A 19,364-nucleotide genomic window follows, 5' to 3' on the forward strand; every position below is an offset into this window, starting at 1 on the left:
CTCGGCACCTCCATGAGGGCGCTGAGCGCGCACCGCGGCCCGACATTCGGCGTGCCGGACGCGTTCTTCTAGTCTGTTGAGATGGCCGTGCGCGACGAGACGCTGCTCGTCCCGACTCTTAGGCATGCGTCGGCAGCGGCGGAAGTGCTCGCCGCCGAAGGAGCAGCGGCGGTGCTGGTGTTCGGGTCGGTCGCGGACGGCACATCTCGGGCGGGAAGCGACATCGACCTGGTGGCGGTGTTCGACGACATCGACTACGACGAGCGGTACCCGCTCAGGTGGAGGCTCGAAGCTCGATGCGCCGCCGCTGTGGGCGTCCCCGTCGACGTGCACGTCACTGACCGGCCCGAGTGGGAGCATCGCATCGGGCAGGTGGCGTCATCGTTCGAGGGGAGCGTCGCCCGCCGAGCCGAAGTCCTGCTCGAACGCGAGCCGCTGCCCGGCGCAGTGGACTGGGGCAAGGAGATCGGCATGCCCGACAGCGACCTGAACGAAGCCGTCGAACGGCTCAACGACGTGTGCCAGTCACTCGGGGACATGGCAGTCGCCTGTCGGCAGCGTGTCGGCGAGATCATGCTTGCCGACGGTCACAACACAGTCGTGCCCAGGGTGCGGATGGCCCGCTTGCGCTCCCTGTGCGCTGCTGCGTCGATGACGATCGAGCATGCTCTCAAGGCGTGGCACGCCGCGAACGGGGTCCCTTCGGAACGCACTCACAGCATCGCCAGGCTGCTGGCCTCGGCGGGACCGCTCCCGGCTGCGCTCGAGGACGCTCTCGCCCCGCTCGAAGCGAACACGCTGCGTCCGAGCCGTGAACGGTTCGATGACGTGTCGAGCTGGCGGATCGGTGGCACCTACCCGTCGGCTCTGCCGCGGACCGCCACCTCCGAACGAACAGAACGGCTCGCCAGGCTGCTAGCTCGAGCGGCGACGGTCACCGCCGAATCAACGCTCGAACGTGTCATCGCTGACGGCGCCGACCCCGACAGCGAGACAGTCGCTGCCTGCATGGACGAGTTGAGTCGCGCTCAGGCAGTGCTCTCCGCAGGCGACCCGGTGAACGGCGCCCCGTAGCAAGCACTGCGGCTGCCGTCGTGGGGGTCACGCCAGTTTCGCGGCGATGGAACCCACCGATCGCAGGGCCGTGCCGTCGGCGCCTTGCGTCACGAACCGGCGAGTGGGCCCGTCGAGCGCTTCGGCGATGAGATCGTCAAGCAGCTCGATGAGGCTGTCTCCCTCGTGGGACCAGAAGTACCAGCTCAGCGAGCCGGGGATCGGGTTGATCTCGTTCACCCACAGCCCGGCCGGGTCGTCGCTGCCGTCCCACAAGAAGTCGATGCGCATGACCGAGCGGGCCATCACGAGGCGGCTCACCTCGACCGCTGCAGCGCGCAGCGCCGACTCGATCGCGGGCGGCAGCGTGGCGGGCAGCTCTCGTGGCGCTGTGGCCATCCCGCCCCCGCCGGTGAGGTATTTCTCGGCGTAGGTGTAGATCGTGCTGTCGCTGCGCAGCGGCCGCTCCACCGCGCTCAGCCGAAGCTCCGGCCAGGTGCGCACCGAGATGTTCAGATCGATGATGTCGCTGAGGTAGCGCTGCACGACAGCGCCGTCGCGCAGCAGCGGCGACGACCGTGCCAATGCCCGCGCCGTCGCGAGGTCAGCAACGATCTCGATACCGATCGATGAGCCGCCGAAACGCGGTTTCACGATGAGAGGTCCCTGCGACAGCTCGGCCGCGGCGGCGTCGCTGGGCAGGTCTTCGGTGAGCAGCTGGAGCGGCAGCGTCGGAAGGCCTGCCGCTTCGGCGGCGCCGCTGAACGCCAGCTTGTCCATGCAGATTGCCGCGCTGAGCTGTCCCGGACCGGTGTAGGCCAATCCCGCCAGATCCAGCAGGGCCGGCAGGCCGCCGTCCTCGCCAGGGCCGCCGTGACAGCAGTTGACTACGACGTCGACCGGCAGCGGTCGCCGACGCCGGTCTGCTCGCACGAACCCGCCGCCCGGGCGGGCGGCCAACTCGACCTCGGACGCCGAGCGCGGCAGACCCTCTGCAAAGGCCGACGCCTCGATGTCGGGCGGAACTTCGTGCCATGTGCCGACCGGTGACCAGTACAGCGCTACCGGGTCGCGCCCAGCTTCGGCAAGCGCGTGCACTGCCTGCAGCCCCGTGAGGATCGAGATGTCGTGCTCAGGCGACGGACCGCCGAAGCAGACGCCAGCACGGGTCATGGGCGCGCCCCCAAGGTTCTCAACCGCTCGACCATGTGGGCCATGTTCTCATGGGAGCGAGGCGATCAGGGGTAGTGGTCGGGGAGGTCGTTCTCGTACAGGACGGCATCGCCGGAGCCGAGATTTGCACGCACCCAGTTCACTGCTGATTCGAGGTCTGCCATGCAGCGAACTGTGGCGCTATCGTCCGTGCGATCGTGAATGAGGTTGCGCATGTTGCGGCCTCGGGTTGCTCGCTTGGCGGCGGCCTGGTCCCAGCCGGCTGCTCCGCCCAGCAACGCAGTCCGGTTGGTGCGACCGACGATGATGACGTCGTCGGCAATCTGCGCGGCCTGCTCGCCGAGCCGGCGGTTCTCGTGAGCTTGGCTGCGGCCGAGCTCGACCATCCCCGGCGTGACCACGACGCGCCGGCCGGCGTCGGTATTTGCCAGCATGGACAGCGCCGCCCGCGCGCCTGCGGGATTGGAGTTGTAGGTGTCGTCGATCACCATGACGCCGGCGGGGCTCCGCGCGGCGGTGCGGCGGTGATCGGGAGTCGGCAGGTCGCCGAGCCGGCTTGCGATGTCGGCATCGGAGACTCCCAGTACCGAGGCCGCGGCCACGGCGCACGCCACATTCGCCGGCGCAGCGCCGCCGAGCGGACCGACAGCGATTTCCCTGCCGAACAGCGTGATGCGGCGCGACACCGCAGCCTCATTGATCGACACGTCGTACCCGGCGACGGGAGCATCGCTGCGGGACCCAGAGCCCGAACCGCTCGTCGTTGCGGTCCCGTCGCCGTTGGCGTCGGCAGGCAGCACGGTCACGTCCGCGGCCGGATCCTGCGTCGAGCACCGGATGATGCGCAGACCCGAAGCGGCCAACCGATCAGCCTCGGCCCGCAATCCGTAGGCGTCGATGTTGAGAATTGCCGTGCGGCTCGTCGCGAAGATCTCCGCCTTGGCAGCCACGATTCGGTCAAGGCTGCCGAAGCGCTCGAGGTGGACCGGACCGATCGAAGCCAGGATGGACACCGACGGGCGCACCCAGCGGGTCATCGCCGCGATTTCTCCGGTGCCGAAGGTGCCCATCTCCGCGATGAACACCTCGGTGCCAGGCACCAAGTGCTCGTTGACGCTGCGACATATCCCCGCTGTGTTGTTGAAGCTGGCCGGAGTAGCGACGACCGACCGGGATCCCTCCACCAGCTGGCGCAAGTAGCCCTTGATGGTGGTCTTGCCGTAGGAACCAGTCACTGCGACTCGCACCGGGTCGATGTGGTCCAGCCGTTGCTGCGCGCGATGCACCCAGCGGCGCGACAGCAGGGCTTCGAGCGGCGCGAGGATCGCCAATGAGACGTCTACCCACAGCGGCATGCCGAACAGCAGCACGGACACGACTGGTTCAGCCAGACCTGCCAGCAAGCCGACGCCGACTAGCACGAACCACAGCACAGCCAGCGTGGCCGCCACCGTGACAAGTCGCCTAGTCCACGCCAACGGGCTGGACCGTCCGCGAATGTCGAGACCCTGCGGTCCAACTGCGACCGCGAATGCAGTAATCGCGGGTGCCCACCAGAATGTGCCGCTCAACACCACCCCGGCGGCTGCCGCAAATGCCAGCACGCGATTGTTCCGGTCCAGCAACCACCAGCGTCGGGCAAAGCGCGACGCTCGCCCGACGCCGTAGTGCTCACGCTGGGCGACTCGCAGCCAGCGTGCCGCTGCGATCATGCCGGCCACGACCGACGTCCACAGCACGATCTGGTTCATGGGGATCTGCCCATCCTGCTCTGCGGGTTCAGGCCTGAACTTCAGGCCCTGCAGCGGCGATGCTGCTCATAGTCTCGACACTCCGTGTGCATGATCGGCGCCTTCGCCGACATCTGCTCATCACAGCATGTCGAGGCGGCGCGAAATGGCATCGGTCAGCGCCGGTGCGGCATCGGTCGGCACGAAGTGCCCCACGCCGTTGAGAACGGTCAGTCGAGCGTCGGCGAGGATCGCCCGTGCCCGTCGCGCCGTGTCCAGTGGTGCGGAGGCGTCGTTGTGACCCCACATCAGCTCCACCGGTTGGGAGATCTCGCCGAGTTGAGCTTCATAGGTCTCATTGACGACCGTCACGAGCACATCACGCATGACCCCCGTTGCGCCGCGGTAATCGGCGCTGCCGAAGCGCCGCCGCGTGCGCTCCATGGCGTCTTCGCCGAGCAAGCCGCGCCGGTGCAGTGCCCGAGCGAGACGAAACCGCATGGCTGGCCGCGCCGCGGGGCGGTCGGCTCGCTGCAGCAGCGGCACCCCGCACAACACCAGTGCCGCGACGGCGTCTGGGAATCGAGCAGCCAGCTCGACGGCAACCCGCCCCCCGAAACTGTGGCCGACGAGGACAACCTGCGGACGGCACTCACTGAGGATCGGGCAGACCAACTGTGCATAGCCCGCGGCACCGCACGCCTCACCCGGCGCCGGGCTGGCGCCGAAGCCAGGCAGGTCGAGGGCAATGGCGCCGGTGGTCCCTCGCGACTCGACAAGACTGGTCAGGACTTTGTCGAAGTCGTGGTGGTTGCGACCCCAACCGTGCAGCGCCAGCACATCGGCGGGCTGTTCGCCGAAGCGGCTGCCAAAGACGGTGCCGCCAGCAAAGCTGGTGAGGGGGCTCAGCGGGCGAGCGCCTCGGAATCGGGACCGGGCTGCGACCGGTTGATCGCTGACAGCAGGGCCCGGAAGCTGGCGGTGACGATGTTTGGGTGCAGCCCGACGCCCCAGTACACCTCGCGTGACGGGGTCTCGATCTCCACGTAGGCCGCAGCGGTGGCGTCCGCTCCCGCGCCGACAGCGTGCTCGTGGTAGTCGACGAGGCTCACTTCGATGCCCAGCGCATCTGCCAGGGCGGTCTTGAACGCGGACAGCGGGCCGTTGCCGCGGCCCTTGGCGCGTACATCGCCGTCGGGCCCCTTGATGGTCGCCTCCACCTCGGACTCGTCGGACGACTCCGAGTCGAAGTAGCTGCGGTGACCGACGTAGGTGTACGGCGACTCGGCATGCAGGTAGGTCTCGTCGAATGTCTTCTTGATGGCCTCGGGCAGGATCTCGCCGCCCTCGTCGGTGATCGACTGGATCACGCTGCTGAACTCGATCTGGAGCCGTCGCGGCAGGTCGAGGCCGAAGCTGTTCTTCATCACGTAGGCCACGCCGCCCTTGCCCGACTGGCTGTTCACCCGGATGACGTCCTGATAGGTGCGTCCCACATGCGCCGGATCGATCGGCAGGTAGGGGACCTCCCAGCAGTCGTAGTCGTCAGCCAGCGCCTCGAAGCCCTTCTTGATGGCGTCCTGGTGGCTGCCGCTGAACGCGGTGTAGACCAAGTCGCCGCCGTAGGGGTGACGGGGGTGCACGGGAAGCTGGTTGCAGTACTCGGCGATACGACGCAGGTGGTCGATGTGGCTGATGTCCAGCTCGGGATCGACGCCTTGACTGAACAGGTTCATCGCGAGGGTGATGATGTCGACATTGCCGGTGCGCTCGCCGTTGCCGAACAGCGTGCCTTCCACCCGGTCAGCACCTGCCATCACGCCGAACTCCGTCGCCGCCACCCCGCAGCCGCGGTCGTTGTGGGGGTGCAGTGACAGCACCACGGCCTCTCGATTTTCCACGTTGCGATGGAAGTACTCGATGAGGTCGCCGTAGGTATTCGGTGTCGCCATTTCCACGGTGGCGGGCAGGTTCAAGATGATCGGGTCGTCGGCAGTGGCGCCCCATTCGGCGCTCACCGCGTTGCACACCTCGAGCGCATAGTCGATCTCGGTCCCGGTGAACGACTCGGGCGAGTACTCGAAGCGGATCGCCCCGCCGTCGTGCTTGCGCGCCAGCTCCTTGCACAGTTGTGTGCCGGTGATGGCAATGTCTTTGATGCCCTCTTTGTCCAAGCGGTAGACCACCCGGCGCTGCAGTTCCGATGTCGGGTTGTAGAGGTGGACGATCGCCTTGTTCGCCCCGGCGATGGCCTCATAGGTCCGCGCGATCAGCTCGGGCCGGCTCTGGGTGAGCACCTGGATCCAGACGTCGTCGGGCACCAGGTCCTCTTCGACCAGCATGCGGCAGAATTCGAAGTCCGGCGCCGAAGCCGACGGAAAGCCGACCTCGATCTCCTTGAAGCCCATCTCCACCAGCACCTCGAACATCTGGCGCTTGCGTGGAACGTCCATGGGGTCGATGAGGGCCTGGTTGCCGTCGCGCAGATCCACCGAGCACCACAGCGGCGCCTCAGAGATGATCTGGTCGGGCCAGGTGCGGTCCGGCAGGTGCGCGGGAAACGCGTAGGTGCCGTAGAGGTGGTGCGGCATTGAGCTCGGCTGCTGGGTGCTGATGCGCTTGACGTCTGCCATCGGATTCTCCTGAGTCGGTGGGTTCGGTCGGTGACGAGGTGGGTACTGGACGGGTGGGGCCACGAAAAAACCCCCTGGCCCGAAGGCGCAGGAGGTTGGGCGAGGACCTGTGCGGTCCCCGCCTAGGTAAGAAGGAGCAGCCCGGTTGCGGAATGCAGTGCGTGGTGAGTCGAGAAGCGAATCACGGAGACAATTCTACCAACCTGAGCGGACAACGACCAGACGCGCTGTCAGCGGCGGCGGTCGGCGTGGCGGGCCAGCATCAACTCGTGCAGATCGGTGCCGCAGTGCTGTGTCCATTCGCCGTCGCTGCCCAGCTTCCAATGAGCGATGCCATCGTCGAGGTACATGTCGGTGAGCGCGCCCAGCTCTTCGGTGAGCGCCGGCGCTTCGACGGGCGCCAGCGCCTCGACGCGGTAGCGCAGGTTGCGCGGCATCGCGTCGGCTGAGCCCAGCAGGATCGTGTAGCCCCGGTCGGGATTGCCGAATCGGTACACCCGGCTGTGCTCCAAGAAGCGGCCCACGATGCTTCGTACCGAAATGTTCTCGCTCATGCCCTCCACGCCGGGGACCAAGCAGCAGATGCCGCGCACGACGAGGTCGATTCGGCAGCCCTGCTGCGATGCCTGATACAGCGCGTCGATCACCTCGTTGTCGACGATGGCGTTCATCTTCATGAAGATGTGGCCGTCTGGCTCGGCGGCTTCGGCCTCGATGTGATTGACGAGCGAGTTGCAAAGGCTGTGCGGCGCGACGGCCAGCTTGAGGTAGTCGGTCTTGCGGCTGTAGCCGGTGAGCGAGTTGAACAATGCCGCCACGTCGGCTGCGAAGTCTCGGTCGGAGGTGAGCAGTCCGAAGTCTTCGTAGATGCGTGCGGTGTCGGCGTTGAAGTTGCCCGTGCCGACGAAGCAGTAGTGGGCGATCCCGCGCGACTCGCGCCGCACCACCATCGCCAGCTTGCAATGGGTCTTCAGGCCCACCACGCCGTAGGCGACGTGCACGCCCGCACGTTCGAGGAGCCGTGCCCACTCGATGTTGGATTGCTCGTCGAAGCGTGCCTTGAGCTCCACGACGACCACGACCTGCTTGCCGCGTTCTGCGGCACGGATGAGCGAGTCCACCAGACGGGTTCGCTCTGAGGTCCGGTACATCGTCAGCTTGATGGCCAGCACGTCGGGGTCGTCGGCCGCTTGGCGAATGAATGCGTCGAGGCTGGTCGTGAATGACTCATACGGCAGGTGCACCAGGACGTCCTGGCGTTTGAGGACATCGAAGAAATCGACTCTGGCCTCGGGTTCGGTTGCCTCCGCACGCTGGCTCCCGGTGCCGCTGGCGAGCAGTGCGCCGGCCGCAGTCGTCACCCGCAGCGGCAGCGGCGTTCTGGGGTTGTGCGGAGGTGTCTTGAGGTCATCGCGGTCGATCCCGTACAGCTCGAACAGGTCTGACAGGCCGAGCAGTCCCTTCGAGGTGTAGACGTCGTCGTGGGTCAGCTTCAGCTCACGGGTCAGCATGTCGAGGGCGTCGTTGCTCAAGTCCGGGGCAGCCTCGAGGCGAACCGCACCGCCGAACCGGCGCTGGCGCAGCTCGAGTTCCATGTGTTTGAGCAGGTCGTCGGTCTCGGTGTCGTCGATGTCGAGATCTGCGTCCCGGGTGACGCGGAACGTGCTGTGGCTGAGCAGCTTCACGCCAGGAAACAAGTCACCCAGGTGCCCCGAGATGACCGATTCCAGGGTGATGAATCGGTGCTCGTCGGGCAGTGCCAGAAAGCGGGGCAGGATCGGCGGCACCTTCACACGGGCGAACGACGGGCCGCTGGCGGAGTGCTCGACAAATACGGCGAGGCTCAGCGAGAGATCCGAGATGTAGGGAAAGGGGTGCGCGGGATCGACCGCCAGGGGTGTCAGCACTGGATAGACCTGCTCGCTGAACAGCTCAGCGACCCAAGCTCGGCTGGTGGCATCGAGTTCGTCGGGCTCGACGAAGGAGATTCCTTCGGCAGCCAGCGCTGGACGGAGTTCGTCCTCGAACAGCGACGAGGCGTCCCGGAGTTGCTCGGCCGCTGCCGCTCGGATTCCCTTGAGCTGGGCCAGAGGCGTCAGGCCGTCAGGTCCGGCCCGCCGCACACCCGCCTCAATCGAGTCGAGCACCGTGGGAACCCGCACCTGGAAGAACTCGTCGAGGTTCGATGCGTGGATGGCGACGAATTTGATGCGCTCGAGAAGGGGCAGCTCACGATCACGTGCGAGTGCCAGGACGCGATGATTGAAGTCGAGCCAGGACAACTCTCGATTGAGGTAGCGCTCGGGTGATCGGTCCCCGTGGGCGGCGGACATGACGGCTCAAGCCCCTGTGCGGTCGATGCACGGCGCCGTGGGGCGCAGCACCCTGCGCTCGTGAGAGTACGCAATCGGCGTCACTGTCCACAAGGGGCCGCGAAATACCGGCAGGTAGGCCCGACTTTCTTGCACCGGTCTATGGAAAAATTGTGCACTCTCGGCGGCGCCTCTGTGGACAACTGCCGGTTTGGCTGCCAATCAGGCGGGCGCGAATTCGAAGGCGTCGTCGACGACAACGTCGGTGCCGATGAACTCCGACCTGATCATCTCGTCCATGAGCCCTGCGTCGCTGCTGCGGGCCCATTGCCTGCCGTTGGGGGTGCGCACCGCCGCCAACGCCACCTCGGGTGCCTCCCGTCCGTGCATGACGGTGTATGCCTCCACCGTGGCGTCGCCGGTGTAGTCCGCGTCGAGGTCGACAGAGGGGAACCGGTCGATCTCGTCCTGGCAATCCTGATGGCGGAAGCCGGCCTCCGGAGGTGTTGTGGAGTACACGCCGAACGAGTGCTTGGTGAGGTAGCCGCCGTTTGCCGAGCACAGTCCGATGCTGCCGGGGTTCTCGCGGAGCTTTCCGGCCATGGTGGCAATCGAATGGCCGACGTAGTTGTTGAGCGGGCCACCCGCGAAGGTGAGACCGCCGGTCAGGGTCAAGTCGCGGTCGAGACCCAGGCCCAGTTCGGTGGCCGAAATCTGCACGGCTGAGGGGAAGCAGGAGTAGAGGTCGACGTAGTCGATGTCGTCGACGCCGACGCCAGCCAGTTCCATGGCCCGGCGCCCGGCCACGCGGATGGCGGGCGAGCTGTGCAGGTCGCCGCGGTTGGACACGTAGTTGGTGTCGCGCCCGTCAGTCCCCGCGTAAGGGAACAGCCAGCGGTCGGTCGGCACGCCCGCGGCCGACGCTGCCTCCGCCGAGCACACGATGAGCGCTGCGGCCAGGTCGAGATCCCAATTGGAGTTCATGCACTTGGTGTAGGGGAAGCCGATGAGCCGGTTCGTTTGGCTTGGGTTGCGGATCTCGTCCGCTGTCATCGGGGTGCGTACCCAGGCGTAGGGATTGGCGACCGCAGCCTGGTTGAACTTCTCCCACATCGCAGCGACACGATCCCGGTGCTCGTCCATGGATTCGCCGCGGGAGGCCCGGAACGCCGATTCGAATACGGGATACAGGTTGATGGGATCTCGCAGGCCGCGCTCGACTTCCACCTTGTTGTTCATGACGACGTCGGCGCCGAGCACCTCGTCGGGCACCTTGTCGGTCTGGGAGGTGTAGGGGATGCGCTCGTCGCGACGGCGGGCTCGGCGGCGGCTCCAGATGCCCTCGGCCCCGGCGATGAGCACGACATCGGCTTCACCGGCCGCAATGCGGTTGCAGGCCATATTCACCAAGGATTGCGGAACATTGCCGCCGTCGGTGGACAACCCGGTTCTGGCGGAGGCGCCGAATCGTTCGTTCAGCAGCGCGGCCGGGTCGGGATACGGCCAGGCGCCCTTCACGACCCACGTGTGCGTGGCTCGGCTGGTCAGCCCGGGTGCGCCTGCGTCTTCGGCGGCTGCGGCCAGCGCCTCGGCCATCATGGCGACGGGCTCGAGCGCTTCGACAGGGACCTCAGGACGCTGCTTGAACTGACCGGCGCCTACGAGGACGGGGGTGCGCGGGTCGATCTGTGTGTCTGTCATGGCGATGTGGCCTCGTTGGTGGGAGCTCGTTGGGTGATCGGGTCGCGACGATAGCGAACCGCCCTTTGTCGGGGCCGAGCGGCGGTTCCCCAGCGCGGTGTGCGGCTGAGCGGACAGGTGAGCCTTCCCGTTCTCGCACCAGTCGTTTCCCGCTCTTGTTCGCTGTCGCTCACGGGCCGCTCGGGCCACGGCTTCGCCTATCGGCTCAGCCTCTGGCAGCGACGGCATATGACTTGACGGGCGGCAGTAGCGTCGGGACGGGGAGGCCGACGGTGGCCCAATTGCCCGATCACTACGCAGCGCTCGGCGTGCGTCCCGACGCCGATGCGGCACAGATCCGGCGAGCGTGGATCCGGGCTGCCCGGGCCAACCATCCAGATCAACGCGGCGATGTCAACCAAGCGCAGACAGAGCGCTCCGACCGCCGCATGCGAGCAGTGAATGAGGCGTGGCGTGTGCTGGGCCGCGTGGAATCGCGCCGGTCCTACGACGAGGAGCGCGCTGCCGCGGCGCCGAAGCCGACCGAACCGGCTTCCTCAGCGAGACCGGCCCCGCCCGCAGGCGCTGCGGCTGGCCCCAGCGGCAGCCAAGGTGAACCCGCCGACCCGTGGTTCGATGGCGCTCCGACCACCGAGCCCGGAGGTCCGGGCGGCTTCGTCGTCAGCCACCGCGGCGCGGCGCTGGTGGTACGGGTGCTGCCGTGGCTCGCAATCACGGTCATAGGGTTGGTGATCTTCGTAGCGAGCGCGTACATGACTGCCAGCAACAACGTCGACCAGTCCCGGGTTGCGTCGCTCGATGTGGGGCAGTGTTTCTGGTCGGCTCCCGATGGAACGCTGCACACCGTCGCTTGCGATTGGCACCGGACTGACGGCGTGCTCGATCAGATCATCACGATGTCACCGGGTGACCGCTGTCGTCATCCCGACGCCGTTGTCCACGAGGCGCCGATTGCCGGCCGTCGGCTGTGTCTGGTTCCGGTGGACCGCTGGGCGCCGCCCGCTGCGGAGTAGCGGCCCTTGCGGTGCTGATTCTCAGGCGTGTTCTGTGAGGAGGAGGCGGACGCCGAGGTTGTGCTCGGGGGGGATGATGAACATGGCGTCCTGTTGTTCGCCGCCTCCGCAGACGCCGACTCGTTGGGCGCCCGGGACGAGGGCGGGGTCGTCGAGCTGGAAGTGCAGTAGTTGCAGCCGGCCGGGCCGGTTGCCCATCCAATGGGCCAGGTCGGGCTCGGTGGGCTGGATGAGCTTGAGGTTCCACGGGCCTGAACGCAGGTCTACTCCGACCCCGACGTTGGGGTCCTTCCACTCATCGGTCTGTTCCATGCCGAGCGGTCCCCGGAACAGCGCGGCGGCGGCCTGCACATCGGCCACGAGGTGGACCACCGTTGCCAGCGACGTGGTGCGTTCGTGGTGGGTGGGCGGCAGCGGCGGCGCATCGTCCCAGCTTCCGCCGCCATCCCAGGCGATCTGGATGACGATGCCCCAGCTGTCCTTTGGATGGAGGAAGGCTTCCTTCCACATGGGGTTGTCCTCGTTGACCCCGATCACGTTGTAGCCGGCTTTAGCCAGCGCTTCGACGGTGTCGCCGAAGTCGGGCGTCTTGAAGGTGAAGTGGTGCGGGCCTGGGCCGTTGCGGGCCATGAAGCGGCGCAGGAAGTCGCTGCCGTCGTGCTCGATCGGTTCGAGGATCTCGATCCTTGCGCCACCGTCGAAGGCCACCTGGCAGAAGTAGAAGTCGTCGCCAGCTTGGGACGCCGGGTCGTTGTCGGGCCCGCCGATCCAGCGACCGCCCAGGTCGCGGCTGTAGCGGATCACGTTGTCCCAGGCACGGTCGCTGACGACGGCGACGTGGTCCATGACGAGGGTGTCGGTCGGCATGGCGTCGCAGGCTATGCGGGAATGAAGGACTCGCTCACGTTGGGCGAGGCAGGGGGCGGGTGCAGGGGCATGCCGCGGGCGAGGTCGTCGGCTTCCATGAGCGCCTCTGCCAGCCGCTCGTACATGTCGGCTCGCCGGGCCAGGTCGCTGCGGCCCAGGGGAGCGATTTCGTCGGGGTCGGCGGCGGTGTCGAAGAGCTGCTCGGAACCGTCGCTGTGGCGGGTCAGGCGCAGGTCGGCGGTGACCAGCGTGCGGGTCTTTGCCGGGGTCAAGATGTCCATCGTCAACGCACCGGGAAAATCATCTTCGATGAGCACCTCGTCGCGCACCGTCGCCGAGTCGTCGTCCAGCACCGGCACGAGGCTGCGACCCCCGATGCCCTCGTAGCCGTGCACGCCGGCGAGATCCATCAGCGTCGGGCCCAGGTCGATGCTCCCTGCCAGCGATTGGGTGCGGCCCGGTGAACGCCTCGGGTCGGCAATCACCAACGGCACGGCGAGCGTGCCGCGGTAGTGCATGAAGCCCTTCAGCATCAACCCGTGGTCGCCCATCATGTCGCCGTGGTCGCTCGTGAACACGACGATCGTGTTGTCGGCCTGGCCCAGCCGATCCAGTGCAGCCAGGATCTGGCCGATGCCGTCGTCGATCATCTCGATCATTCCGTAGGTGGCAGCCAGAGCCTCCCGGAGCATCTGATGGTCGCCGGCCACGCCGCACGGTGTGACCCAGGCTCGCTGGGTCGAAGGGTGCATCCGGCTGATGGCCTGCACATAGCGGGGGGCGCCGTCCAGCGGATCGTCGATGGAGGCGGGAACCTCCATGTCGTCGGGACGGTGGCGGTCGAACCATTCACCGGGAGGCGTCATCGGGTGGTGCGGGTCGGGATATGAGGCCCAGGCCAGCCAGGGGCCGCCCCGCCTCGCGGCATCGGTGATGAAGTCGATGGTGCGCTCGGTCACAAACGTGCTGGAATGAAGCTCGGCGCTATAGGGCGGCTCGTAGACCTGCCACCAGCGCTCGGAGCGACGACGGGCGGGCGAATCGGCCGTCAGCGGCACCATGAGATCTTCGAGGCGGCCGCCGCGGTCCAGCGCCCACAGCATGTGGTGCCCGGTGACCCGAGCGCCGTGGTCGATCGCCAGCTCGACGTGTTCGAAGCCATAGAAGCTGTCGGGGAATTCGGGTGCCCCACTCATGTAGCGCTCGGCATCTTCGAGCGTGTCCCAGCCCGAGGGCCAGTAGTCGTCGACGGCACCCCCGGATTGGCGCGACGGGAACACTGCGTTGCGGGACATGCCGTGTTGGAGGTGCGACTTGCCGATGAGCGCCGTGCGGTAGCCCGCCGCCCGGAACTGACGCACGTGGGTGTTGGCGCCAGGTTCCAGCGACCGGTCGTTGAACACCACGCCGTGAGCACTCGGCATGCGCCCGGTCATGATCGTCGAGCGATTCGGCATGCAGACCGGGTTCGCCACCCATGCGTTGTCGAAGACCGTGCCACGAGCAGCCAATGAGTCGAGGTTGGGGGTGCGCACCACCTCGTTGCCGCCGAAGCCGGTGTGGTCGGCTCGCTGCTGGTCGGTGATGATGAACAGCACATTCGGCTGTGGCGCAGCGCCGTTGGTGGCAGCGGTCATTGCAATCTCCCGTCGATGGCGTGGGCAGTGAGGCAGCGGGGGCTGCGCGGACGCATCAGCCGAAGTTCATGGCACCGGGGTTGCCGCCGTCCACTACCACAGTTTGTCCGGTGATGGAGTCGGCTTCGCACAGCATGACGGTGGCGTTGGCGATGTCGATCGGGCTGCCGACCTGGCCGAGTACCGAGGCCCGCCGGGCGCCCTCGGAGATCTCGTCGGGCAGCCGAGCCGCCATGCGAGTGCCCTCGACGAGACCCGGGGCCACGCAATTGACCGAAACGGTGGGCGAGAGTGCGACTGCGAGGCAGTGGGTGAGGTGGATCAGCGCGGCCTTCGAGCAGCTATAGGCGATGCTGCTGGAGCCCGGCAACAGACCGCCTACGGAGGCGATGTTGACGACCCGTCCTCCGCCGTCTGCTTGCAGCAGGCCGGCCAGCGCGCGGGTGAGCAGGAACGGGCCTCGCAGGTTGGTCTCCTGCACCCGATCCCAGGTAGCCGAGTCGAGTGGCTCGAGATTCCTGAAGGGGATGCCGATGTTCCACGCAGCGTTGTTGACCAGGACATCGCAGCGGCCGTGGGTGGCGATCGCCGCTGCGGCGGCGTCGATCGAGGCCTCGTCGCGCTGGTCGAGCTGCAGGATGCTTGCATCTCGACCGGCGTCGCGCACCAGTCCTGCACTGGCCTCGGCCCGTTCCTGATCACCCACATAGGTCACGATCACGTCGGAGCCTGCGGCGGCCAGCGCCTCGCAGATGGCGCGGCCGATGTCGCCCGAGCCTCCGGTGACGACGGCCAGCTTGCCTGTCAAGTCCATGAGCTGCAGCCTTTCAGTTGGCGACCATCTCGGCCATTGCTTCGAGCAGCTGCGGCGGACCCGCAATCTGCAGGGTCGTCACCACGGTGTCGTCCCAGCGCCGCAGGTCGCGGGCGATCTTGTCCATCGGCCCGATCAGCGCCACTTCTTCCACCAGTTCCACTGGGATCGCCGCGGAGGCTTCCTGCTTGCGCCCGTCGAGGTACAGGTCTTGCACCTCGTCGGCGACGTGCTGGTAGCCCATCCGGCAGAACACGTCGTAGTGGAAGTTGGCGTTGCGGGCGCCCATGCCGCCCATGTACAGCGCCAGCATCGGGCGCACACGGTCGGCGGCCCGCTCGACGTCGTCGTCGGGCACCACGCTCACCATGCACACCACCTCGAAGTCGGCGTCGTCGGGAATGCGGCCGTCGGTGCCGATCTGGGGCTTGCTGGCGGCGGCGAAGCCCGAGTTGAGGGCGTCGACGTAGAACTGGTTGTCCTTGGGAGCGAAGAAGATGGGCAGCCACCCGTCGCACAGCTCACCGGCCAATGCCACGTTGCGGGGCCCTTCCGCACCGAGGTAGATCGGCAGGTCAGGCCGCAGCGGATGCACGGTCGATTTCAGCGCCTTGCCCAAGCCCATGCCGCCCGGGAAGGGCATCTGGTAGTGGTCGCCGCTGAAGCTGACAGGCTTGTCCCGTTCGAGGATCGCCCGGATGATCTCGATGTACTCCCGCGTGCGTGCCAGCGGTCGGGGGTATGGCTGGCCGTACCAGCCCTCCACCACCTGCGGCCCGCTCACGCCGAGCCCCAGGATGAACCGGCCGCCGCTGAGGTGGTCCATCGTGACGGCCGCCATGGCGGTGGCTGCGGGTGTCCGGGCCGAGATCTGCACGATGCCCGTGCCTAGGCCGATCTGCTCGGTGTGGCTGCCCCACCATGCGAGCGGAGTGAGGCAGTCTGAGCCGTACGCCTCGGCAGTCCAAAACGAATGGAAGCCCAGACGATCTGCAAGCTGGAGCGTCTCGAGCGCGTCGGGCGGAGGCCCTGCTGACCAGTATCCGGCTCCGGTTGCAAGCTTCATGTCACGCCGCCTTGTCGATCTCGGGGTTTCTCGCTGCCCAGTATGGGCGCTGACGACGAGACGCACCGAAGGTGGCAGGCATCGTCCGGCTGCATTCGATCCTGCCGCCTGCCCGACGCTCACCCGGGGCGAGTAACGCTACGACTTCGGCGACACTGGCATGGTGAAATGGAATAGATTGAAAACTACTGAACAACTACATTTGTCCGGATGCCGACGGTGCGAGAAGCGATTCGGGTAGTCACCGCCGACGGCTGGCGTCTCAAGCGCATTCGCGGCAGCCATCGTCAATTCGTGCATCCACGCAAGCCGGGTAAGGTGACCGTTGCGGGCAAGTTCGGAGATGAAGTGCCGTCGGGCACGTGGAAGAGCATCTTGAGGCAAGCGGGCATCGTAGGGAGACCCTCAACATGAGCGACACCGTCACGACCGGCACCCTGAACTACACGGTGATCCTCGAACGGTCCCGAACGGGCTACGGCGCGTATGCGCCTGACCTCCCGGGCTGCATTGCCGTCGGCAGTACCCGCGAGGAAACTGTGGCGTCGATGCGCGAAGCGATGGAGTTTCATCTCGAGTCGATGATCGAAGACGGAGATGAGATTCCCGAGCTGATCTCATCGGCAGTCGAGATCGAGGTGTCTGTCGCCTGATTTCTTAATCTCGGGCCACGTGCGAGGGTTGGCTACCGGGCAGCGGTCGATTCCGTGTGTGCTGATGCGGGGCGGCACGTCTCGGGGGCCGTTCTTTGCCGCCGAGGACCTGCCCCGCGATCCGGCGACGCTCGACGCGGTGCTGCTGGCGGCCATGGGATCCCCGACGGGGCGGCAGATCGACGGGCTGGGCGGCGGCACGACCGTGACCAGCAAGGTCGCTGTTGTGGGGCCGTCGGAGCATCCCGAGGCCGATGTGGATTACCTGTTCGCGCAGATCGACCCTGTCTGGGGCACGGTGGATACCAAGCCGACCTGCGGAAACATGCTGGTCGGGGTAGGGCCGTATGCCATCGAGCACGGTCTGGTGACGGCAGGAGACCCGACCACGTCGCTGGTGGTTCGCAACGTCAACACCGGCAGCTTCATTGACGTGGTCTGCTGCACGCCCGGCGGGGAGTTGACCTACGAGGGCGACTGCGCAATCGACGGGGTGGACGGCACGGCGACGCCGGTGGAGTTGCGATTCCGGGGCATCGAGGGTTCGGTGACCGGCTCGATGTTGCCGACGGGGTGCGTGAGCGAGCCGATTACCGCGGGTGGAGTCGACGTGGAGGCGACGCTCATCGACGTGGCCATGCCGATGGTGATGGTGCGGGCAAACGATCTTGGCCAAAGCGGCCATGAGGCACCGGAGGAATTCGACTCGGATCCCGAGTTCATGGCGACCATGGAGGCGATCCGCCGTGAGGCAGGTGAGCGCATGGGCCTCGGCGACGTGTCCCGCAGCGTCGTACCCAAGTTCGGCTTGCTGTCAGCGGCCCGCAACGGCGGCACGATCACCTCTCGCTACTTCACGCCTACCCAATGCCATCGAGCCCACGCAGTCTCAGGCGGCATCTGCGTAGCAGCGGCCACCGCGGTGCCAGGCACCGTGGCCGCATCACTCGCCGACGACCCGGCGGCGGCCCCGAGAGTCCCGGGCACAGCTGCTGATTCGCTCGCGCACGAGTCGGCCAGCTGGACCGCAGGCGACGTTCAACATGCCGGCGAAGAGCAACGCGACGCAACCATCGAGCATCCGAGCGGTTCGCTGGAGGTCGCGTTGCACACCGAATGGCGTGACGGCAGCGTGCGGATCATCTCGGGCGGGGTGACGCGCACTGCCCGCAAGATCATGTCCGGCACCGTCTATGTGCCGCAAGAGGCTTGGCCGGGCTGAGTCGTTTCTCGGCGTAGTCGCCGTCGAACCGTTCAGTCCCAGTCGAGCCAGAGTTCCTCAGGGCCGCGGAAGGTGATGTTGGGGAACGTCCAGTAGTCCTGCGGCACCAGCCGCAGCGAGGGCACTCGCTGGGTCAGGATCTCCAGTGCGATCCGTGCCTCCATGCGGGCCAGGTTCGCCCCCAGGCAGAAGTGGATTCCCTTGCCGAAGCTGATGTGGCGGTGCGGATCGGGCCGGGTGAAGTCGTAGTCGTTGACGTCGAACCGGTCGGTCTCGGCGAAAGAGCACGGCTCGCGGTTCGCCGCTGCGAAGTTCAGGAAGACTCGCGTCCCTGTCGGCAACTGCACGCCGCCGAGCTCGGTGTCGCGGGTGGTGACGCGGCGCCAGGCCACTTGGCTGGAGTCGAACCGCAGGGTCTCTTCGACCGCCGTAGGGATCAACGACGGGTCGTCGCACAGCGCTTCCCATTGATCTCGTCGCGGCAGCAGGCAATGCAGGGTGTTGCAGAGCAGGTTCGTGACCGGATCGTGGCCCGCGAAGGAGATCCCGTAGATGATCGACTCGACCTCTCTGTAGGCGAGTCCGGTGCCGCTCTCGGGCTCGGGGTCGGCGTCGTGGGCGTCGAGCAGCTCAGAGCAGAAGTCGTCGGTGCGGTTGCGGTGGCGCTCGGCCACGAACTCACGGCAGTAGCGCCAGTACGCCAGCATCCCCTCGGCCATATGGGCTTGCTCGGCTGGGGTCGGTTTGCCCCAGGCGAACGCCTTGCGGTTGACGCACCACGACTTCAGCATGAGATCGTCGGTGGGCGGGAACCCGATGAAGCGGAACACGATCTCCGCCGGCAGCGGGAACGCCACCGCCTTCACGTAGTCGGCCGGTGACGGGCCGGCCAGCATCTCGTCGATCAACTCGGTCGCCCGTGATGCCATGTAGTCCTCGAGCGTGCGCAAGCGCCGCACCGAGAACCCGGCACGGGTAAACGCGCGGATGCGTCCATGATCGGGTTCGGCCCGGTTCGACATCACCGCCTGGGGGTCGTAGTCGGGTGCGGACAGCACCTCTGCAGCCTCAGGCGCCAGCGGGAAGATCGGGTCCTGCACGTTCGACGAGGCATACGTGTCGGGGTCCATGAAGACCGCCTCGATGTCGTCCATGCGGGTCACCACCATGTGGCCCATCTCGGCGGCATAGAAGACCGGGTGGTCCTCGCGCAGCTGCGCAGCGATCGGATACGGATCGGCCAAGTACTCGTCGCTGAGCGGCGACCAGCTCTCGTGCACCGGGCAGCCCGGCGGCGGCGGAGCCAGCCGATCCGGTGCGGTGTGGTACGAGTCTGTGCTCACGGGCCGTCTCCCTGCGGATCGCCGGGCGCTCGCCAGCGTCGGCAACGCCTATCATCGTCGGCCCGCGGGCGATTGGCTCAGATGGTTAGAGCGCTGCCTTCACACGGCAGAGGTCACTGGTTCGAGTCCAGTATCGCCCACTTCGTC

16 protein-coding genes and 1 tRNA gene are annotated in these 19,364 nt (G+C 66.9%); 6 read left to right on the forward strand and 11 right to left on the reverse strand.

Annotation, left to right across the window (positions count from 1 at the left end):
* Positions 1 to 81 precede the first annotated feature (81 nt).
* Positions 82 to 1,074: a nucleotidyltransferase domain-containing protein gene (locus ACOGJB_RS17855; RefSeq protein ID WP_419838429.1), complete on the forward strand. Its 993-nt coding sequence runs from the start codon at positions 82 to 84 to the stop codon at positions 1,072 to 1,074.
* Between the two features lie 27 nt (positions 1,075 to 1,101).
* Here ACOGJB_RS17855 and ACOGJB_RS17860 read toward each other — a convergent pair whose 3' ends face one another.
* The 6 genes from ACOGJB_RS17860 to ACOGJB_RS17885 form a co-directional block, all read right to left on the reverse strand.
* Positions 1,102 to 2,226: a D-alanine--D-alanine ligase family protein gene (locus tag ACOGJB_RS17860; RefSeq protein ID WP_419838430.1), complete on the reverse strand. Its 1,125-nt coding sequence runs from the start codon at positions 2,224 to 2,226 to the stop codon at positions 1,102 to 1,104.
* 65 nt (positions 2,227 to 2,291) lie between these two features.
* Positions 2,292 to 3,977, reverse strand: coding sequence for a Mur ligase family protein (locus ACOGJB_RS17865; RefSeq protein ID WP_419838431.1), 1,686 nt, complete (start codon positions 3,975 to 3,977; stop codon positions 2,292 to 2,294).
* A 120-nt stretch (positions 3,978 to 4,097) separates the two neighbouring features.
* Positions 4,098 to 4,796, reverse strand: a complete 699-nt coding sequence (locus ACOGJB_RS17870) for an alpha/beta fold hydrolase (protein WP_419838432.1) — start codon at positions 4,794 to 4,796, stop codon at positions 4,098 to 4,100.
* A 65-nt stretch (positions 4,797 to 4,861) separates the two neighbouring features.
* Positions 4,862 to 6,589 (reverse strand): 2-isopropylmalate synthase, encoded by a 1,728-nt coding sequence (gene leuA, locus ACOGJB_RS17875; protein WP_419838433.1) that lies wholly within the window; start codon positions 6,587 to 6,589, stop codon positions 4,862 to 4,864.
* A gap of 230 nt (positions 6,590 to 6,819) precedes the next feature.
* Entirely contained in the window at positions 6,820 to 8,922 is a 2,103-nt protein-coding gene (gene ppk1 / locus ACOGJB_RS17880; protein ID WP_419838434.1) for a polyphosphate kinase 1, read from the reverse strand.
* Positions 8,923 to 9,123: 201 nt separating this feature from the next.
* Positions 9,124 to 10,602 (reverse strand): acetyl-CoA acetyltransferase, encoded by a 1,479-nt coding sequence (locus ACOGJB_RS17885; RefSeq protein ID WP_419838435.1) that lies wholly within the window; start codon positions 10,600 to 10,602, stop codon positions 9,124 to 9,126.
* A 272-nt stretch (positions 10,603 to 10,874) separates the two neighbouring features.
* On the opposite strand from ACOGJB_RS17885, the gene ACOGJB_RS17890 reads away from it, so the two are divergent.
* Positions 10,875 to 11,615 (forward strand): J domain-containing protein, encoded by a 741-nt coding sequence (locus ACOGJB_RS17890; protein ID WP_419838436.1) that lies wholly within the window; start codon positions 10,875 to 10,877, stop codon positions 11,613 to 11,615.
* A 21-nt stretch (positions 11,616 to 11,636) separates the two neighbouring features.
* Here the strand turns inward: ACOGJB_RS17890 and ACOGJB_RS17895 are convergent, their stop codons facing one another.
* The 4 genes from ACOGJB_RS17895 to ACOGJB_RS17910 are packed head-to-tail and all read right to left on the reverse strand — an operon-like array spanning position 11,637 to position 15,999.
* On the reverse strand, positions 11,637 to 12,482 hold the full coding sequence (locus ACOGJB_RS17895) for a VOC family protein (RefSeq protein WP_419838437.1): 846 nt from the start codon (positions 12,480 to 12,482) through the stop codon (positions 11,637 to 11,639).
* Positions 12,483 to 12,493: 11 nt separating this feature from the next.
* Positions 12,494 to 14,119 carry a sulfatase gene (locus tag ACOGJB_RS17900; protein WP_419838438.1) on the reverse strand — a complete coding sequence of 542 codons (1,626 nt, stop codon included), beginning with the start codon at positions 14,117 to 14,119 and terminating at the stop codon, positions 12,494 to 12,496.
* Positions 14,120 to 14,174: 55 nt separating this feature from the next.
* Positions 14,175 to 14,933 carry an SDR family NAD(P)-dependent oxidoreductase gene (locus ACOGJB_RS17905; protein ID WP_419838439.1) on the reverse strand — a complete coding sequence of 253 codons (759 nt, stop codon included), beginning with the start codon at positions 14,931 to 14,933 and terminating at the stop codon, positions 14,175 to 14,177.
* 13 nt (positions 14,934 to 14,946) lie between these two features.
* Complete coding sequence (locus ACOGJB_RS17910) at positions 14,947 to 15,999, reverse strand: LLM class F420-dependent oxidoreductase (protein WP_419838440.1); 1,053 nt, start codon at positions 15,997 to 15,999, stop codon at positions 14,947 to 14,949.
* 210 nt (positions 16,000 to 16,209) lie between these two features.
* Here ACOGJB_RS17910 and ACOGJB_RS17915 point away from each other — a divergent pair, with 210 nt between their 5' ends.
* The 3 genes from ACOGJB_RS17915 to ACOGJB_RS17925 are packed head-to-tail and all read left to right on the forward strand — an operon-like array spanning position 16,210 to position 17,874.
* Positions 16,210 to 16,413, forward strand: a complete 204-nt coding sequence (locus ACOGJB_RS17915; RefSeq protein WP_419838441.1) for a type II toxin-antitoxin system HicA family toxin — start codon at positions 16,210 to 16,212, stop codon at positions 16,411 to 16,413.
* 23 nt (positions 16,414 to 16,436) lie between these two features.
* A complete protein-coding gene (locus ACOGJB_RS17920; RefSeq protein ID WP_419840765.1) occupies positions 16,437 to 16,652 on the forward strand; it encodes a type II toxin-antitoxin system HicB family antitoxin in 216 nt (71 codons plus the stop codon).
* 58 nt (positions 16,653 to 16,710) lie between these two features.
* Positions 16,711 to 17,874 (forward strand): PrpF domain-containing protein, encoded by a 1,164-nt coding sequence (locus tag ACOGJB_RS17925; protein WP_419838442.1) that lies wholly within the window; start codon positions 16,711 to 16,713, stop codon positions 17,872 to 17,874.
* Between the two features lie 32 nt (positions 17,875 to 17,906).
* Here ACOGJB_RS17925 and ACOGJB_RS17930 read toward each other — a convergent pair whose 3' ends face one another.
* Positions 17,907 to 19,217, reverse strand: coding sequence for a cytochrome P450 (locus tag ACOGJB_RS17930; protein WP_419838443.1), 1,311 nt, complete (start codon positions 19,215 to 19,217; stop codon positions 17,907 to 17,909).
* Between the two features lie 66 nt (positions 19,218 to 19,283).
* On the opposite strand from ACOGJB_RS17930, the gene ACOGJB_RS17935 reads away from it, so the two are divergent.
* Positions 19,284 to 19,357, forward strand: a tRNA-Val gene (locus tag ACOGJB_RS17935).
* The last annotated feature ends 7 nt before the right edge of the window (positions 19,358 to 19,364 follow it).

The sequence above is a fragment of the Candidatus Poriferisodalis sp. genome, assembly GCF_965208895.1.
Lineage (GTDB): Bacteria > Actinomycetota > Acidimicrobiia > Acidimicrobiales > Poriferisodalaceae > Poriferisodalis.

What these genes read in the sequence shown, in the direction of transcription:
- ACOGJB_RS17915 (WP_419838441.1), top strand. Translation starts at nt 16,210, where the DNA reads ATGCCGACGGTGCGAGAAGCGATTCGGGTAGTCACCGCCGACGGCTGG.
- ACOGJB_RS17900 (WP_419838438.1), bottom strand. Translation starts at nt 14,119, where the DNA reads ATGACCGCTGCCACCAACGGCGCTGCGCCACAGCCGAATGTGCTGTTC.
- ACOGJB_RS17855 (WP_419838429.1), top strand. Translation starts at nt 82, where the DNA reads ATGGCCGTGCGCGACGAGACGCTGCTCGTCCCGACTCTTAGGCATGCG.
- leuA (WP_419838433.1), bottom strand. Translation starts at nt 6,589, where the DNA reads ATGGCAGACGTCAAGCGCATCAGCACCCAGCAGCCGAGCTCAATGCCG.
- ACOGJB_RS17905 (WP_419838439.1), bottom strand. Translation starts at nt 14,933, where the DNA reads ATGGACTTGACAGGCAAGCTGGCCGTCGTCACCGGAGGCTCGGGCGAC.
- ACOGJB_RS17895 (WP_419838437.1), bottom strand. Translation starts at nt 12,482, where the DNA reads ATGCCGACCGACACCCTCGTCATGGACCACGTCGCCGTCGTCAGCGAC.
- ACOGJB_RS17860 (WP_419838430.1), bottom strand. Translation starts at nt 2,226, where the DNA reads ATGACCCGTGCTGGCGTCTGCTTCGGCGGTCCGTCGCCTGAGCACGAC.
- ACOGJB_RS17910 (WP_419838440.1), bottom strand. Translation starts at nt 15,999, where the DNA reads ATGAAGCTTGCAACCGGAGCCGGATACTGGTCAGCAGGGCCTCCGCCC.
- ACOGJB_RS17865 (WP_419838431.1), bottom strand. Translation starts at nt 3,977, where the DNA reads ATGAACCAGATCGTGCTGTGGACGTCGGTCGTGGCCGGCATGATCGCA.
- ACOGJB_RS17885 (WP_419838435.1), bottom strand. Translation starts at nt 10,602, where the DNA reads ATGACAGACACACAGATCGACCCGCGCACCCCCGTCCTCGTAGGCGCC.
- ppk1 (WP_419838434.1), bottom strand. Translation starts at nt 8,922, where the DNA reads ATGTCCGCCGCCCACGGGGACCGATCACCCGAGCGCTACCTCAATCGA.